The following is a 14,335-nucleotide window of genomic DNA, read 5'->3' as shown; positions in this document are numbered from 1 at the left end:
CTTTATATACGAACGGGCGGCCAGCCCGTCCCATGAGTTTCAGCGAACTGCCACGTGGCGCGAAGATTACGCTGGGGGGTGCGCTCGCTCTGATTGTGGGGGCGTTCCTGCCGTGGGCGAGTATCGACTCTCGATTACGGAGCGCGACAGTCTCAGGAGTCGACGGCGACGGCGTGTTGACCCTGCTTGCTGGAGTCGCAGTCGTCGCTATCGTCGTTCTCGGGGCGTGGCGCAAACGCGAGATTCTCGCGAGTGCAGTTGCGGGTGGGCTCTCCGTTCTCGTCGCATTCAACATCTATACCAACATCTCTTCGTATGGCGGACTCAGTGGGAGTGTCTCGGTCGAGATGGGGCTGTATCTGACCATCCTCGGGGCCGCGTTGCTCGTCGCTGGCTCCGTCGACACGTATCGATCACGCGATGGCTTCGCACCGACACCTGCCACTCGGAGGCGAATGAATGTACCGCACAGCGACCCGACTGACAGTAGGGGAGCCAGTGCTCCCCAAGCACAATCGGCGGGACACGCCCAGCACACGCACCAGGGACAGCGAGAACATGCTGGGGTATCCCAGCGCGGACACACCGGACAGCCCAACCACGATGGTGGACAGCCCCGACAGCAAGCGGGCAAGACTGGTCGCAGGACGTGATCGAGGGTGAACTCTCGGGACGCAACCGACTTTGTGCTCCCCCTCGAACGTACTCCATGACCGACCTGCACGATGGGGAGTGGCGATTCATCCCCGAACAGGCCCGCTCCGGTCCGATGCAGATGGCGCTGGAAGAGGCCGCCGCCGAGACCGCGGCCGCGGGCGGCCCCCGAACCGTTCGGGTCTTCCAGTGGGAGCCGTCGACGCTCTCGCTGGGCTACCGACAGGCCGCCGAGACCGTCGACTGGGAGTATTGCAGACAGGAGGGGATCGACGTCACCCGCCGACAGACCGGCGGCGGCGGCATCTACCACGACCACGACGGCGACATCTCCTACAGCATCGTCGCCCCGGAGTCGGCGGTTCCCGGCGACCTGCTGGAGAGTTACGAACTGCTCTGTGGACCCCTGTTCGACGCGCTCGACCGGATGGGGATCGACGCCTCCTTTGCTGGTGAATCGCAACGGGGACTGTACGAGCCTGCTTGCTTTCTGCGGGAGATCAACCCCGCCCACGACGTGGTCGTCGACGGCGCGAAAATAAGTGGCAACGCCCAGTATCGCCAGCGCGACGCGGTCATCCAGCACGGCTCCTTGCTGTACGCTCACGCCGCGGATCGGCATCTCGGCGTCTTCGCCGACCCCGAAACCGCGCCCGATCGCTTTCGCGATTGCGTCACGACCGTCCGGGAGCAAGCGAATATCGACCGCGAGGAGGCAGTCGAGGCACTCGAAACCACTCTCGGGGAATGGGCGGACGCGACCGTCGGCGAGTGGACAGCGGCCGAACTGGATCGCGCCCGTGAGATTGCCGAGGAGAAATACGAAAGCGACGCGTGGACGCGCGAACGGACCGATCCGCTCGATGGATCGGACGACGCGCTCGAGCCAGCAGACCGATGAAAGCCATCATTCTCGCCGCTGGCGAGGGCACGCGTCTCCGCCCACGAACTGAGACCAAGCCGAAGCCCATGGTCGAGGTGGCCGGGAAACCCATCCTCGAACACTGCTTCGAGACCGTCCTCGATTGCGGAATCACCGAGGCGGTCGTCGTCGTCGGTTACGAGAAGGGGCAGATCATCGATCGATACGGCGATTCTCACCGTTCGCTGGCGCTCACCTACGCGGAACAACCCGAACGGAAGGGACTGGCACACGCAGTGTCCATGGCCGAACCGTACGTCGACGCTGACTGTCTCATCCTCAACGGCGACAACATCTATCGGGGGAACCTCTCGGAAGTACTCTCTCGGCACCGGGAGACAGATGCGGACATCACGTTTCCGGTCGAGGAGGTCTCTCCCGAGCGCGCAAAACAGGGTGCCGTGTGTGAACTCGACGCCCACGGAAACGTGGTCGGCCTGGTCGAAAAGCCCGAGACGCCGCCCTCGACGCTCGTCCCCGCTGCTGCCTACGTGGTGCCACCAGAAATATTTCCTTCGTGTGAAATCGTTCGCCCCTCCGAGCGCGGCGAGTACGAACTGCCCGACGCCATCGACACGCTCATCAACAGCGGCTACACGGTCGAGACGGTTCCGTTCCGCGGCTGGAAGGCGAACATCAACACGGAGACGGATCTCGAACGCGTCCACGAGCGACTGAGCGAACGCGATCGTTGATCTGTGCCGCAGACCACGTGGGGACAACGAAGTGCCTAAGCACGCCCGCGCAAACACACGCTCATGACACTTCGAGTCGGTGCGCACGCGTCGATTGCGGGCGGCGTGGACAACGCCGTCGAGAACCAGCGCGAGTACAGCGGCAACTGCGGGCAGATATTCTCACACTCCCCGCAGGTCTGGCAGGACCCCAATATCGGCGACGAGGAGGCACAGGCCTTCCGCGAGGAAACGGAGACACACGGCATCGGCCCGTGGGTGATCCACACCTCGTATCTGGTCAACCTCTGTACGCCCAAGGATGACCTCCGCGAGAAGTCACTCGACTCGATGCAACAGGAGGTCGACGCCGCCGACACACTCGGCATCGAGTACGTCAACGTTCATCTCGGCGCTCACACCGGTGCAGGCGTCGAGGGCGGACTCGACAACGCTGCGAGCGTCCTGGACGAACTCGACGTGCCCGAGGGCGTGACGGTACTCGTCGAATCCGACGCTGGCAGCGGGACGAAACTCGGCGGCGAGTTCGAGCACCTCGCGGAGGTACTCGCTCGCTCGAAACAGGACCTCGACATCTGTCTCGACACCGCACACATGTTCGCGGCCGGGTACGACCTTTCGACGCCCGACGCCGTCGAGGAAACCCTCGCCGAGTTCGACGACGTCGTCGGGTTCGAGAACCTCGCCTGCGTCCACCTCAACGACTCGAAACACGCCTGCGGAACCAACAAGGACGAACACGCCCACATCGGCGAGGGTGAAATCGGCGAGGACGGCATGCGCGCGTTCGTCAACCACGACGCAATCCGGGCGGTACCGATCGTTCTGGAGACGCCAACCGAAGACGGCCGCGGCTTCGCGTGGAACATCGACCGCGTTCGGGAACTGCGGCGGTGAAAGGCGGGTCGCTTTTGTACGGCTAGACGCTGGTTCCGACGTGCGCGAGTTCACGGCCGAGTATCTGGAGACGACCCGCACGGGGATGTGGGCGGATTCGCGAGCGGCGCTGTCGATACTGGACCTCGACGAGCGCGAGCGAGTGCTCGACGCTGGCGCTGGCACCGGCGAACTCACCCGCGTGCTCCGCGAGGAGTCGCCCGGAACTGTCGTCGCGCTCGACGCGGATAGATCCCTTTTGGAACACGTCGACCCGCCGACCGTCGCGGGGGATACGCTCGCGCTCCCCTTTGCCGACGACAGTTTCGACCTGGTGGTCTGTCAGGCCCTGCTGGTCAATCTCGTCGAACCCGACCAAGCACTCGCGGAGTTCGCTCGCGTCTCGGCTGACGCCGTCGCCGTCATCGAACCCGACAACAGTGCGGTCACCGTCGAGTCGACTGTCGACGCCGAACCGACGCTGGCGCGGCGGGCGCGACGACTGTATCTGGAGGGCGCTGACACCGACCCGGCGCTCGGGGCGGTTCGGGACCTGTTCGAGGGGGCTGGCCTGTCCGACATCCGCGTTCGTCGCTACGACCACGAGCGAACCGTCGAACCGCCCTACACCGAGGACGCACTCGAAAGCGCTCGACGCAAGGCGACCGGCGCGGGGCTCGCGACCGACCGCGCGACGATTCTCGCTGGCGAGACGACCAGCGAGGAGTTCGACAGCCTTCGAGCGGAGTGGCGAGCGATGGGTCGCTCTGCCATCGAACAGATCCAGAACAACCAGTATCGTCGCCGCGAAGTCGTTCCCTTCTTCGTCACCGTCGGCACCGTCCCGCCGTGACGGGACCGACACGTCTGCCCTGCTGTCACGCAGTCATCGAATACAAAAAGAATAATATACTGATACAAGAACACTGGCGATGCAGTACACGATCAACGAGGGGCCAAGTTATGCCATGGTGGACGTGGAACTGGACGAGGGGGAGATGATTCAGACGAAACCGGGAGCGATGATGACCCGCGACGGGAGCGTCTCGGTACAGTCAGATGTCGGCGGCGACGGAGGGATCGGAGATTCGGTCAAGCGGGCGATCAGCGACGAACGAACGCTGGTCGACAACACCTACACCGCAACCAACGGCGTCGGGAGCGTCACGCTCGTCCCAGAGCATCCAGGCGATGTGATTGCTGTGAACATGAGTGACCGACGCTCGCTTCGGGTCCAATCGGGCTCACTGCTCGGCTGGGAACCGCTCGTCGAGCGCTCGACGGAGCTAAACAACCTCTCGAATATGTTCAACTCCGGTGAACTCACCGTTCTGGGACTCTCCGGTCAGGGAACAGCCTTTCTCTCGGCGTTCGGGTCGATGGTCGAACGGGAGGTCACCCCACAGGAGTCGCTGATCGTCGACGAGGACCATCTCGTCGCCTGGACGCCGGAACTCTCGCTCAACCGGCAGAAAGACGGGGGACTCAAATCGACCGTCCTCGGCGGTGAAGGGCTGGTGACGGAGTTCACGGGACAGGGACATGTCTGGCTTCAGACTCGGGACCCGATGCTGTTCAGCACCGGCACCGAACATCAGGACGACGAGACGAGCGGCGGCATCGGCGTCGACGACTTCATCTAACCGTTCAGTCACACCGCTTGCAACGTTCTCAGACTACGTCGCCCCGAACCGAGACGCCCTCCTGTCGGTCCCGAAACGTCCGGAGGTCGTCCGCGGCGCGGTCGGCGGTCTCTCCCTCCAGACCGAGCATCTCCAGTGCCTCTGATAGCGGCGGGAAGGCAAACTCCCCGGCGCGGAGTTTCTTGAATGCCGTCTCGGAGCGCTGGCCGTCGATCCACAGACAGACGCCGCGCGGATCGAGCAGTTGCTCGTAGTTGTCACGGGCGCGAGCGCCTGCCAGTCGCTGGGTGACGTTGTCCTCGAAGCCGGTGTTGCAGACTTCGAGGTGGATCGGTTCGTCCTCCTCGAGTAGATGGGCGGCAAGACACCGTTCGGGGGCGGCGTATCCGCCAGCGTTCGTCCGGAGATACTCCGGATACTGCTGTGCCCACTCGGCACGGATGGTCTGTCCGACACCGTCGACGGGCGAATCGACCTCTGCCGTGTCTGTATCGTCCGAGAGCAGTAGATCCTTCGTGAGATATACGTCGATGCGCTCGACTGGGTCGAGTCCGAGCGCGATGTCCCCGAAGACCCACACCTCCCGCACAGGCACCGGAAGCAGATCAGTTTCGACAGTCTCCACCAGTGCTTCGACTCGCTCGACCGCCCGGGATCGGTCCCACTCGGTCATCGACTTCACTACTGGCCACGCCCTGAAAACGATATCGCAGTCGACAGTACACTCGAAGCGTGTTTCGGCCGCAGTCGAAAGCGTCATTCGCCCCGGTCGGATAGCTGTACGTAATGGAGTGTGACAAGTGCGGCGACGAGGCTGTGATGCACGCCGCCTACTCGGGGCTTCATCTCTGTGACGACCACTTCTGTGCCACCGTCGAGAAGCGCGCCCGACGGCGCGTCCGCGAGGACAATCTCCTCCCCGACGACGCCACTCCCGAGAACCCCGAGACGTGGGTCATCGGTCTCTCTGGCGGGAAAGACAGCGTCGCGCTGACGTACATTCTGCACGAGACGTTCGCGAAGGACCCGCGGGTCGAACTCGTCGCCCTCTCGATTCACGAGGGCATCGACGGCTACCGGGACAAGAGCCTCGACGCCTGCGAGCAACTCACCGCTGATCTGGACATCCGCCACGAAGTCGTCAGCTACGAGGAAGAGTTCGGTGTCCAGATGGACGACGTTGTCGAGGACGACCCCGAGAACATGTCAGCGTGCGCATACTGTGGAGTGTTCCGCCGGGACGTACTCTCCCGGTACGCAGAACAGCTCGACGCTGACAAGTTACTGACTGGTCATAATCTCGATGATGAAGCCGAAACGGCGTTGATGAATTTCCTCGAGGGTGATATCACGAAGATGTCACGACAGTTCGACGCCAGCCTCGGCCCGTTCGATGGGAGCGACAGCACACAGACTCGGACCGAACCCGAGGCGTTCATCCCACGCGCGAAGCCACTTCGGGACGTACCAGAGAAGGAGGTTGCGCTGTACGTGCACTTGCGTGACCTGCCCTCGCACATGCGCGAGTGCCCCCACTCCGATGAATCGTTCCGGGGGGAGATTCAGGAACTGCTGTACGAACTCGAGGACCGCCACCCCGGGACGCGCCACTCGATCATGGCCGGGTACGAGCGACTTGCGGCGCTTGCTGCCAGCGCAACTGACGATTCGGATGGGATGGTCGAGTGTCAGGAGTGTGGGCAGCCAACGACCGGCGACCGCTGTCGCGCGTGCAGTCTGCTCGACGCACTCGAAGCGGTCTGACTGATTGGTCTCTTCGTTGCTGACTGCGCTCCAAAAGTAGTGTGTGTCGCGCTGAACCCCGGTGATTCAGTCGAACTAGTCCGTCCGGATGACGTCCAGTCCGTTCTGCGTATCGACTTCGCTGCGGCCGCCGTCGGTTTCGCCGAACTCCTGATTCTGGAAGTTGCTCGCGGCGTCGAAGCTCTCGTCGTCGACGTCCTTGATGGCCTGTCGGGACTTGTCGGCCTGCTTCTGGGTGGTCGGTCCGAGCACCTGCGCGCTCTGGACGCCGGTCATGATCGCCATGACTCGCACCTTGCCCTTGTACTCCTCCTGGATCCGTGCGCCCCAGATGACGTTGGCGCTCGCTTCCAGACGGTCGGTGATGTTCTGAGCGATCCCTTCCGCTTCGGAGAGGGTCAGGTCTGGGCCGCCCGTGATGTGGACAAGTCCGCCGGACGCGCCGCGGTAGTCGACGTCCAACAGTGGATGGTTCATCGCGTCCTTGACGACCTCCTCGGTCTTGTTTTTGTCCTGGGTCTCACCGACGAGCATCACCGCGACGCCGCCCTGATTCATGATCGAGGTCATGTCGGCGTAGTCGAGGTTGATCAGCGAGGGCTGGGTGATCGTCTCGGAGATACCCTTGACCGTCTCGGCGATGATCTGGTCCATCACGGAGAAGGCCTTGCCGATGGGCAGGTTCGGGACGTAATCCAGCAGCCGGTTGTTGTCGAGCACGATGATGGAGTCCGCTTCGTCGCGAAGCTCTTCGAGCCCTTCCTCGGCCTTGAGCGTCCGGGCGCGCTCGACGTTGAACGGGGTCGAAACCATCCCGACGACGATGGCTCCCTGTTCCTTGGCGATCTTCGAGACGACCGGCGCTGCGCCGGTGCCGGTGCCGCCGCCCATGCCCGCGGTCACGAAGACCAGGTCGGCGTCGCCGAGCACCTCTTTGATCGTTCCCTGTGCCATCTCGGTTGCGCGCTCGCCCATCGAGGGGTCGCCGCCCGCGCCGAGGCCGTTGGTCAGGGACTTGCCGACGAGAATCTTCGTGTCGGCTTCGATCATCTTCAGGTGCTGTTTGTCCGTGTTGATGGCGATAGTTTCCGCGCCGTCGACGCCGATGTTGTACAGCCGGTTGACCGTGTTGTTCCCGGCACCGCCAGCGCCGACGATGACGATGCGGGGGTCACCGAACCCTTCGACATCGTCCATCTGCTTCTGTTCCTGTTCGTCGCGTTCGAGGGCCTCGTTGACAATATCCTGCATCGTTTACACCTTGGCCCACGAGCGGTCTTTGCGCCGCTGGCGTTTCTCTGACGGGCGCTCCTGCCCGGTGTCCTGTTCGGCGAGCATCTCCCGCACCGCCGACCGGATCGCCTCGCTCCGGTTCGGGTACTCACCGGTGTCGACCATCTGTTCAACCTCTTCGATCTGCTCTTTCGGAATCCGTAGTGTCACACGCTCCATGTTTGTATTCCCCTTTGTGGGTAAGACGGGGGCAGGTTTACACCCGGCCCGATCGTCTTACACCGGTGAACCGCATCATTGCGGCGTGGTGCGCACCGCGCGCCACCCTGTGTAAGACGACCGTCTTACGCATACAGTACCACAGACTAAGGGATAATAAAAGTACCGGCCGCCGTAAGACACGAGTGCGTTTACCGGTGTAAACTCTCTGTACTTGTTGTTTTCGGCGTTTTACGGTTGGTCGAGAACGTCCGCTGCGGGGGTGCGACGGCCACAGCCGGGGCAGAATGCCCAGTCCGAGCGGAGTTCGTCGCCGCATTCGCAGAACACTCTGTGTGACGCTTTCTCGCCGCAGTTCGGACAGTAAACGTGGGACGGCGACACGGTTTCGCCACACTGTGTACACGTCTTACGCTCGTGTGTGTCCCCAGATTCGTCGTCCTCCGCCTCTGTCTTACGCGCCTGCGGTGCGTGTGACGATTCGTTTGACGCAGTGTGTGACGCGTCCGACTCTTCGGCACTCTGTTCACGCTGTACCGACGCTGAACGGGATTGATCGCCATCAAGCGAGATGTTTACGTTCACGTCCTGCGGCCGTCGTGGTGTAAACGCGTCGTCTAACCGGTCGGCGATGATCGAATCGACACGCTCCGTGATCAGGCTGTCGAGGGTTTCCTCCTCGTCAGGCGACGGTGACGGTTCCGATGGCCGCGCTGGCGGCTCCCCGAGATACTCTCGGAGCGCGTCCCGCATCACCTCGCTTTTCGAGGCGTCGAACTCCTCGAGTCGGTCGATGAGTTCGTCGTCCGCACGGAACGTTATCTTGCTCATTCAGTCGTCATACACGTTGTCTCCCATCCTATTTGAATCTTCCTTGCTGTCTGACGACCGTCAGTCACGTGACCGACAGCGCGAATGCATAATGGTTAAGTCCGACACCAGCCCTACTCCGAGATGCCCGCCCTTAGCTCAGACTGGTAGAGCAGTCGACTGTAGATCGACTTGCCCCCCGTTCAAATCGGGGAGGGCGGACTGCTTTTCCGCGAACCGATCGGTGAGCGGAAAGCACGTCCAACCGACACTATTTGAACACGCCAGTCGCAACCAGGGTGCGCAGTGAAGCGAGCACCCCGAAACGTCTCTCATCTGTTCACATTGTCCTGCCTCGCCGATGGCACGGTACGACCTCCCGAACGTCTCCTTCTTGCGCGTCTCGACATGCTACTGGCTGGGTTCTCGACGCCTTCGCTGTCACCACGGATTCTCACCGCCCGCTACTACCGAACTGTACACCGATCTTTATCAGTCTGTGTCCTGATAATTCACCATGGCCGTAAATTCGGATTCGTTCGTTGACAGTGTCTCCGACACAGTAATCGCCGGTATCGCGCTGTTGCTCACGGGCGGGATCTCGCTTCTCGGGATCATCACCGCTGAGGCGTACCACCCCGACTACGCCACGACCCAGGAGATCAGCGACCTGGGCTCGACAGCGCCGCCAGACCCGGTGAGCTACGAGCCAACCGCGACGATCTTCAACAGCACTATGCTGATCAGCGGCGCGCTGGTTCTCGTTGCGGCGTACTTCCTCTATCGTGCTGGACGGCCGCGCGTACTCTGGCTCCCGCTCGGCATCTTTGGGTTCGGCGTCTTCGGCGTCGGCGTGTTTCCCGGAAACGTGACGCCCTGGCACGGCCTCTTTGCACTCCTGACATTCACGAGTGGCGGTCTCGCGGCGGTGCTGGCCGCACGAGCGACGTCGAAGCCGTTCTCCTACCTCTGTGTCCTCTTTGGTGGGTTCTCGCTGGCGTCGCTGGTGTACGCACTGGTGTTCGGGGACTCCGGGCCGCTCGGCGGGCTAGAGTTCGGCGGCATCGAACGCTGGGTGGTGTACCCGCTGCTGGTGTGGGTGACAGGGCTGGGTGGGTTTCTTCTAGGGGAAGACGACGTGACCGAGGCGAACTAGCCGCTGGCCCGGAGTCCGTGACCATCGGCGTATCGGTTCGCGAACCCACGACGCCCGTCGGAACTGTGCTTGCGCCGCTCTGCCGTTCAGACTGCGAATCCGACGACTGTGAGGCCGAGCGCGGCGACGACAACGACTTCCCGCCACGGAACGGACCCGCGCTCGCGTACAATCACGAGTCCGACCAGAAACCCACCTGCCGGTTGCAGTAGATGGATCGTCAGCGTGTGCGGAAGGCCGAGACGGACGTAGAGTGACGCGCCGGTCGCAAACAGCACCAGATTGCTCAGCCCGCTCAGTCCCATCGAGGTGATGATGGTGCTGCCGACGGCAGTCGAGAGCCACCCCAACGAGAGCCAGGCGACAACGAGCAGGCCGAGCGCGTATCCGGTAAACACCGCGAGCGCGAGCGCGGAGTCGATGTCGGCCAGACGAGCGAGCAGAAGGTTCCCCTCCCAGTAGTTCGGCGAGTAGAGGATGTGGGTGGTCGTTACCACGTCGACGAGTACTGAGAGAGTCGCAAGTATCACGACGGCGTCGACTGACCGCTCGCGCCACGCCCCGCTTCGGAGCGCCATGCTGGCGCTTTGTTTCATACGCCGTCTCGGGGCCGCGGCAGTTGTATCTGTATCGGAACAGCCTGCGCGTTTTCATGGTCTCGCTCCGGGCGTAGGTGCCCCCACGCGTACGCGATGAGGAAAAAGCGCGGGTTCCCACGCACTACCGACATCTTTTACTCGGAACTGTTCTGTGGGTGAAATATGGAGTCTGACGAGAGTTCGCTGTCGAGACGCCAATTGCTCGGAGCGGCCGGAACCGTGTTCATCGCTGGCTGTCTCAACGATGGGAGCGGCGTCACGAACGAGGACCGGGTGGAGGACAGCTACGACCATCCACGCCCCGGCGTAGAGCCCTCCTTGGAGCCACCAACGGACTCACCGCTCACGGCGGATCTGCGGGTCGAGACGCTCGTCGAGAATTTGGAGATTCCCTGGGATATTACGTTCACTGACGAGGAGGAACTGTTTCTCACGGAGCGAACTGGGACGGTGCTTCGCTTCGACTCCGGGTCGGTCTCGGAGGTGGCCCGCCCACAGGATGCCATCGATGCAGGGGCTCTCGAACCCGGTTCCGACGAGCGGCCGTGGTGGGTCGAGGGCGGCGAAGGGGGGACGCTCGGTATCGCCGCGCATCCAACAGAGCAGTACGTCTACGTCTACTACACGGCCGCGAACGGAGACCAGCGCAACCGCGTCGTGCGGTACGATATCGACGCATCGAATCCAGCTGAAACAGAGGAGATCATCGTCGACGACATCCCTGCGAACAACAGACACAACGGGGGCCGGATCGCATTCGGGCCGGACGACAACCTCTGGATCTGCACTGGCGATGCTGGCAAACCCGACGCGGCACAGGACACCGACTCGCTGGCGGGCAAAATTCTCCGCGTGTCGCCGGACGGCGACCCGCTGACGACCAATCCCGACCTTGGCGGCGACCCTCGCGTGTTCACCTACGGGCACCGAAATTCACAGGGAATCGACTGGTTGCCCAACGGCGTGCCGGTTGTGACCGAACACGGCCCCTCGAACCGCGACGAGATACAGGTGCTCCGCCCGGGTGACAACTACGGCTGGCCCGACGTTCGCAGTCCGCCGGGTGACGACGAATATGGCTCCTACCCGAACCACGACGACGTTCGCCCACCCGTCGTCAACACCGGACCATCGAGCGGGTGGGCACCGACGGGTGTGACCTTCTATACTGGCGACAGCGTCCCGGCGTTCCAGAACCGATACATCGTCGGCGGCCTCATCAGTCAATCAGTGTACGTCGTCACGCTGACGCCGCCGGACGTCGAACTCCCGTCTCTCGATGGAGAGTCTCGACGTTTCGATGGCGACTGGACCGACGACGCCTACACCGCTACTGCCCATCGTATTCTCGAAGACGAACTCGGCCGCGTCCGTCACGTCACCCAGAGTCCGAGCGGGGACCTGTACGCGATCACCTCGAACCGCGACGGTCGCGCCGAAGCCCCGTTCCCCCGCGAACGCGACGACGTTCTCGTCCGACTAACTGCTGAGTGACTGCGAATGTATATAATATATGATACCTGTCTCGCTCGATATTCTGTTCCTCGCTCGGCTCTACATCTTTCTTTCCTGATTGGTCGTGTTTTCGTTCTCACTTCCGAACAGACGCGGCCGACAGAGTCCTCTATCTGAATATCACCATCCATACATTTATTTTCCAACGGGGCCGTCCACGGCTCTCACCACTGATGGACTCCACTCCACAACTGGACCGGACTGTGTTCGGTCACTGCGTCGTTCCGACTCTGGGACACGATCCCCAAAACCGCACGACGGAAGGCGGAAAAAATGACGTAAACGATCGGCCCCCTTTTTGGGGATCTGTTGCCTTCGTTCATCTGTGGTTGCGATGGGTGTCATAGACAGGGCCAAAGCGGTATCCGGCTTCTCGGAGACGCAGGAGGAGACACGTCCGTACGTCTGTCTCGCCTGTGAGACGACCTTCGAGATACAGCATCACCGCTGTCCTGTCTGTGGGAGTTTCGACGTCCGCTGCGCGAAGTGGGTTCAGGACTGAGACACCCGACTGCACCACCGTACTCGCACGGGTCGGCTACGGTCGCGGGTGCGTCTCACCGGTGATCTTTTCGGTGCTGTCGATCAACGAGGCTTTTTAACCGATCGGGCGAGACGACAGGATATGGTCGAGGTGTTTGCCGTCGCCAGCGGCAAGGGGGGGACGGGAAAGACGACGAGCACGCTGGCGCTGGGGATGGGGCTGTCCGAACAGTACGATGTCACCATCGTCGATGCGGACATGGGGATGGCGAATCTGCTCTTTCACGCTGGATTGGGAACCGTCGAAACGACGCTGCACGACGTGCTGGCAGGCAACGCAGCAGTCGAGCACGCAGTCTACGACCGGTTCGGGATGGACGTCGTCCCCTGTGGGACGTCGCTCGGGGGATTTCGGGAGGCGGATCCGCAGCAACTCCGCGATGTCGTGGCGACGCTTGCGGAGGAAACTGACGTCCTCCTGCTCGACTCTCCGGCGGCCCTCGATAGCCGAAGTGCCGTGCTTCCAATCGTCCTCGCAGACCGCATTGTGGTGGTTCTGCAACCGACCGTTCCGTCGCTGTCGGACGGGCTGAAGGTACAGGAGTACGCGACCACCTACGGAACTGGCGTGGCGGGTATCCTGTTCAATCGCGTCGCAGAGGACACAGCAATCGAGACGATTGCGCCGAAAGCCGAGCGATACTTCGAGGGGGAGACACTCGCCACGGTTCCGGAATGCGACCGCGTTCGGGCGAGTCGCCGGGCGAGCGAGCCACTGCTTGCACACGCGCCCGAGTGTGCTGCTGCCGATGCCTACCGCGAGGCCGCGTCGGCGCTCACCGTGCAGTCGAATCCGCTGGACGCAGTCGCTGACCGGTTCAGCAGCACCGTCGTTCCAGACCAGTCATGAAACTTCCGCACGGCCGTCTGCTCCGCAGTCGCGTCGTCAGCGATCCCGGCACCGTACTGTCGAGCGCGCTCGACGCTGAGCTGACCGGATACGCGCGGCTACAGCCACAGGACGCGCTGCTCCTCGACGCTGATGGTGTCGGGGTGCTCACGTTCGAGGAGGGGGTTCCGGTCGCAGCGTATCACACTGCCTCCGACAGCAGCGGTTCTGATGCCGTCTCTGCCATCGCCGTCTCCGGTCCGTTTCGGGTCGAACTGTACGAACTCGACGGTGACGTCCTCACAGAGCTACACGACACGGAGTCGTTCACCGTACCGCCCGGACTGCCAGCCGAGCAACTCGCCGGTGATCCGTCCCTCGTCGAACGGACCCGCGAGGCTGCGCCTGACAGCCGTGTCGACGCATCTTCAGATTCGTCGCAATCCGAAGTTGTCGAGTCATTTCTCGACGACCAAACAGCGGTCGAGGCCGTTCAGGACCGCGCTCGCACGGAGGCGCTCGAACGGGCAGATTCCTGGGGGTTCGACGTGTCCCGTTGACCAGACCGCCATCTGACTCCTGATACGCTCCAGCCCGTATCGCACTAGCACGCAGAATCAGACATGGACCGGAATCCACCAGACGCGACTTCGCCCGCCGACTTTCTTGCTCGTGAGGTCTGTCTGTGATTCGAGTTCGTGGAGCTTGTTCAGCGCCGTTCGCCGCGAACAGTCCAGTTCCGCGGCAATCTCTGTTGCGGTGAGTGGCTCTGCGTAATCCTCCCGGGACTCGAACACCGCGGTGACCCGTTCGAGGTCGAACTCCGTCTCGCGTCCCCGTTCTCCCATGCTTTCGCAAACAGTAGCGCGATACTTAA

18 protein-coding genes and 1 tRNA gene are annotated in these 14,335 nt (G+C 62.6%); 13 read left to right on the top strand and 6 right to left on the bottom strand.

The window, feature by feature from the left end; translation table 11 throughout:
• Positions 1-32: 32 nt before the first annotated feature.
• From ACMGFL_RS13490 to ACMGFL_RS13465, 6 genes are all read left to right on the top strand, one after another.
• A complete protein-coding gene (locus ACMGFL_RS13490; protein ID WP_436936055.1) occupies positions 33-653 on the top strand; it encodes a hypothetical protein in 621 nt (206 codons plus the stop codon).
• A 56-nt stretch (positions 654-709) separates the two neighbouring features.
• Positions 710-1,555 (top strand): lipoate--protein ligase family protein, encoded by an 846-nt coding sequence (locus ACMGFL_RS13485; protein WP_436936054.1) that lies wholly within the window; start codon positions 710-712, stop codon positions 1,553-1,555.
• Complete coding sequence (locus ACMGFL_RS13480; RefSeq protein ID WP_436936053.1) at positions 1,552-2,271, top strand: nucleotidyltransferase family protein; 720 nt, start codon at positions 1,552-1,554, stop codon at positions 2,269-2,271. Before ACMGFL_RS13485 ends, ACMGFL_RS13480 begins: the two co-directional genes overlap by 4 nt.
• A 63-nt stretch (positions 2,272-2,334) precedes the next feature.
• The gene (locus ACMGFL_RS13475; protein ID WP_436936052.1) at positions 2,335-3,168 is read left to right on the top strand and encodes a deoxyribonuclease IV; all 834 of its coding nucleotides are present in this window, start codon (positions 2,335-2,337) and stop codon (positions 3,166-3,168) included.
• Between the two features lie 40 nt (positions 3,169-3,208).
• Positions 3,209-4,000 carry a class I SAM-dependent methyltransferase gene (locus ACMGFL_RS13470; protein ID WP_436936051.1) on the top strand — a complete coding sequence of 264 codons (792 nt, stop codon included), beginning with the start codon at positions 3,209-3,211 and terminating at the stop codon, positions 3,998-4,000.
• Between the two features lie 79 nt (positions 4,001-4,079).
• Positions 4,080-4,790, top strand: a complete 711-nt coding sequence (locus ACMGFL_RS13465; RefSeq protein ID WP_436936050.1) for a TIGR00266 family protein — start codon at positions 4,080-4,082, stop codon at positions 4,788-4,790.
• Positions 4,791-4,818: 28 nt separating this feature from the next.
• Here ACMGFL_RS13465 and ACMGFL_RS13460 read toward each other — a convergent pair whose 3' ends face one another.
• On the bottom strand, positions 4,819-5,463 hold the full coding sequence (locus ACMGFL_RS13460) for a DUF7095 family protein (RefSeq protein ID WP_436936049.1): 645 nt from the start codon (positions 5,461-5,463) through the stop codon (positions 4,819-4,821).
• A 113-nt stretch (positions 5,464-5,576) separates the two neighbouring features.
• Between ACMGFL_RS13460 and ncsA the strand changes: the two genes are divergently transcribed.
• Positions 5,577-6,554, top strand: a complete 978-nt coding sequence (gene ncsA / locus ACMGFL_RS13455; protein WP_436936048.1) for a tRNA 2-thiolation protein NcsA — start codon at positions 5,577-5,579, stop codon at positions 6,552-6,554.
• A gap of 75 nt (positions 6,555-6,629) precedes the next feature.
• Here the strand turns inward: ncsA and ftsZ are convergent, their stop codons facing one another.
• The 3 genes from ftsZ to ACMGFL_RS13440 all read right to left on the bottom strand — a co-directional run bounded on the left by ftsZ (position 6,630) and on the right by ACMGFL_RS13440 (position 8,837).
• Entirely contained in the window at positions 6,630-7,805 is a 1,176-nt protein-coding gene (gene ftsZ / locus ACMGFL_RS13450) for a cell division protein FtsZ (protein ID WP_436936047.1), read from the bottom strand.
• A 3-nt stretch (positions 7,806-7,808) separates the two neighbouring features.
• A complete protein-coding gene (gene cdrS, locus ACMGFL_RS13445) occupies positions 7,809-8,006 on the bottom strand; it encodes a transcriptional regulator CdrS (protein ID WP_436936046.1) in 198 nt (65 codons plus the stop codon).
• Positions 8,007-8,237: 231 nt separating this feature from the next.
• Complete coding sequence (locus ACMGFL_RS13440) at positions 8,238-8,837, bottom strand: double zinc ribbon domain-containing protein (protein WP_436936045.1); 600 nt, start codon at positions 8,835-8,837, stop codon at positions 8,238-8,240.
• A gap of 127 nt (positions 8,838-8,964) precedes the next feature.
• On the opposite strand from ACMGFL_RS13440, the gene ACMGFL_RS13435 reads away from it, so the two are divergent.
• Together ACMGFL_RS13435 and ACMGFL_RS13430 are read left to right on the top strand one after the other, a co-directional pair.
• Positions 8,965-9,038 (top strand) — tRNA-Tyr (locus ACMGFL_RS13435).
• A gap of 295 nt (positions 9,039-9,333) precedes the next feature.
• On the top strand, positions 9,334-9,972 hold the full coding sequence (locus tag ACMGFL_RS13430) for a DUF998 domain-containing protein (protein ID WP_436936044.1): 639 nt from the start codon (positions 9,334-9,336) through the stop codon (positions 9,970-9,972).
• A gap of 86 nt (positions 9,973-10,058) precedes the next feature.
• On the opposite strand, the gene ACMGFL_RS13425 is transcribed toward ACMGFL_RS13430, so the two are convergent.
• On the bottom strand, positions 10,059-10,568 hold the full coding sequence (locus ACMGFL_RS13425; RefSeq protein ID WP_436936043.1) for a hypothetical protein: 510 nt from the start codon (positions 10,566-10,568) through the stop codon (positions 10,059-10,061).
• Positions 10,569-10,733: 165 nt separating this feature from the next.
• Between ACMGFL_RS13425 and ACMGFL_RS13420 the strand changes: the two genes are divergently transcribed.
• The 4 genes from ACMGFL_RS13420 to ACMGFL_RS13405 all read left to right on the top strand — a co-directional run bounded on the left by ACMGFL_RS13420 (position 10,734) and on the right by ACMGFL_RS13405 (position 14,018).
• Positions 10,734-12,065, top strand: a complete 1,332-nt coding sequence (locus ACMGFL_RS13420; protein WP_436936042.1) for a PQQ-dependent sugar dehydrogenase — start codon at positions 10,734-10,736, stop codon at positions 12,063-12,065.
• 355 nt (positions 12,066-12,420) lie between these two features.
• Positions 12,421-12,588 (top strand): hypothetical protein, encoded by a 168-nt coding sequence (locus ACMGFL_RS13415; RefSeq protein WP_436936041.1) that lies wholly within the window; start codon positions 12,421-12,423, stop codon positions 12,586-12,588.
• Between the two features lie 123 nt (positions 12,589-12,711).
• Entirely contained in the window at positions 12,712-13,479 is a 768-nt protein-coding gene (locus ACMGFL_RS13410; RefSeq protein WP_436936040.1) for a nucleotide-binding protein, read from the top strand.
• Positions 13,476-14,018 (top strand): DUF8054 family protein, encoded by a 543-nt coding sequence (locus tag ACMGFL_RS13405; RefSeq protein ID WP_436936039.1) that lies wholly within the window; start codon positions 13,476-13,478, stop codon positions 14,016-14,018. The genes ACMGFL_RS13410 and ACMGFL_RS13405 overlap by 4 nt, the downstream gene beginning before the upstream one ends.
• A 57-nt stretch (positions 14,019-14,075) precedes the next feature.
• Here the strand turns inward: ACMGFL_RS13405 and ACMGFL_RS13400 are convergent, their stop codons facing one another.
• On the bottom strand, positions 14,076-14,306 hold the full coding sequence (locus ACMGFL_RS13400) for an HTH domain-containing protein (RefSeq protein ID WP_436936038.1): 231 nt from the start codon (positions 14,304-14,306) through the stop codon (positions 14,076-14,078).
• Positions 14,307-14,335 lie beyond the last annotated feature (29 nt).

The sequence above is a fragment of the Halovenus marina genome (assembly GCF_051414115.1).
GTDB classification, from domain to species: Archaea; Halobacteriota; Halobacteria; order Halobacteriales; family Haloarculaceae; genus Halovenus; species Halovenus marina.
Note: the sequence above shows the minus strand (reverse complement) of the source record. Positions and strands in the feature narration are given on the sequence as shown.

Bases quoted from the DNA above. Each gene is read 5' to 3' on its own strand.
- ACMGFL_RS13405 (WP_436936039.1), top strand. From the start codon at position 13,476: ATGAAACTTCCGCACGGCCGTCTGCTCCGCAGTCGCGTCGTCAGCGAT.
- ftsZ (WP_436936047.1), bottom strand. From the start codon at position 7,805: ATGCAGGATATTGTCAACGAGGCCCTCGAACGCGACGAACAGGAACAG.
- ACMGFL_RS13485 (WP_436936054.1), top strand. From the start codon at position 710: ATGACCGACCTGCACGATGGGGAGTGGCGATTCATCCCCGAACAGGCC.
- ncsA (WP_436936048.1), top strand. From the start codon at position 5,577: ATGGAGTGTGACAAGTGCGGCGACGAGGCTGTGATGCACGCCGCCTAC.
- ACMGFL_RS13415 (WP_436936041.1), top strand. From the start codon at position 12,421: ATGGGTGTCATAGACAGGGCCAAAGCGGTATCCGGCTTCTCGGAGACG.
- ACMGFL_RS13480 (WP_436936053.1), top strand. From the start codon at position 1,552: ATGAAAGCCATCATTCTCGCCGCTGGCGAGGGCACGCGTCTCCGCCCA.
- ACMGFL_RS13420 (WP_436936042.1), top strand. From the start codon at position 10,734: ATGGAGTCTGACGAGAGTTCGCTGTCGAGACGCCAATTGCTCGGAGCG.
- ACMGFL_RS13490 (WP_436936055.1), top strand. From the start codon at position 33: ATGAGTTTCAGCGAACTGCCACGTGGCGCGAAGATTACGCTGGGGGGT.
- cdrS (WP_436936046.1), bottom strand. From the start codon at position 8,006: ATGGAGCGTGTGACACTACGGATTCCGAAAGAGCAGATCGAAGAGGTT.
- ACMGFL_RS13460 (WP_436936049.1), bottom strand. From the start codon at position 5,463: ATGACCGAGTGGGACCGATCCCGGGCGGTCGAGCGAGTCGAAGCACTG.
- ACMGFL_RS13410 (WP_436936040.1), top strand. From the start codon at position 12,712: ATGGTCGAGGTGTTTGCCGTCGCCAGCGGCAAGGGGGGGACGGGAAAG.
- ACMGFL_RS13400 (WP_436936038.1), bottom strand. From the start codon at position 14,306: ATGGGAGAACGGGGACGCGAGACGGAGTTCGACCTCGAACGGGTCACC.
- ACMGFL_RS13425 (WP_436936043.1), bottom strand. From the start codon at position 10,568: ATGAAACAAAGCGCCAGCATGGCGCTCCGAAGCGGGGCGTGGCGCGAG.
- ACMGFL_RS13475 (WP_436936052.1), top strand. From the start codon at position 2,335: ATGACACTTCGAGTCGGTGCGCACGCGTCGATTGCGGGCGGCGTGGAC.
- ACMGFL_RS13430 (WP_436936044.1), top strand. From the start codon at position 9,334: ATGGCCGTAAATTCGGATTCGTTCGTTGACAGTGTCTCCGACACAGTA.
- ACMGFL_RS13465 (WP_436936050.1), top strand. From the start codon at position 4,080: ATGCAGTACACGATCAACGAGGGGCCAAGTTATGCCATGGTGGACGTG.
- ACMGFL_RS13440 (WP_436936045.1), bottom strand. From the start codon at position 8,837: ATGAGCAAGATAACGTTCCGTGCGGACGACGAACTCATCGACCGACTC.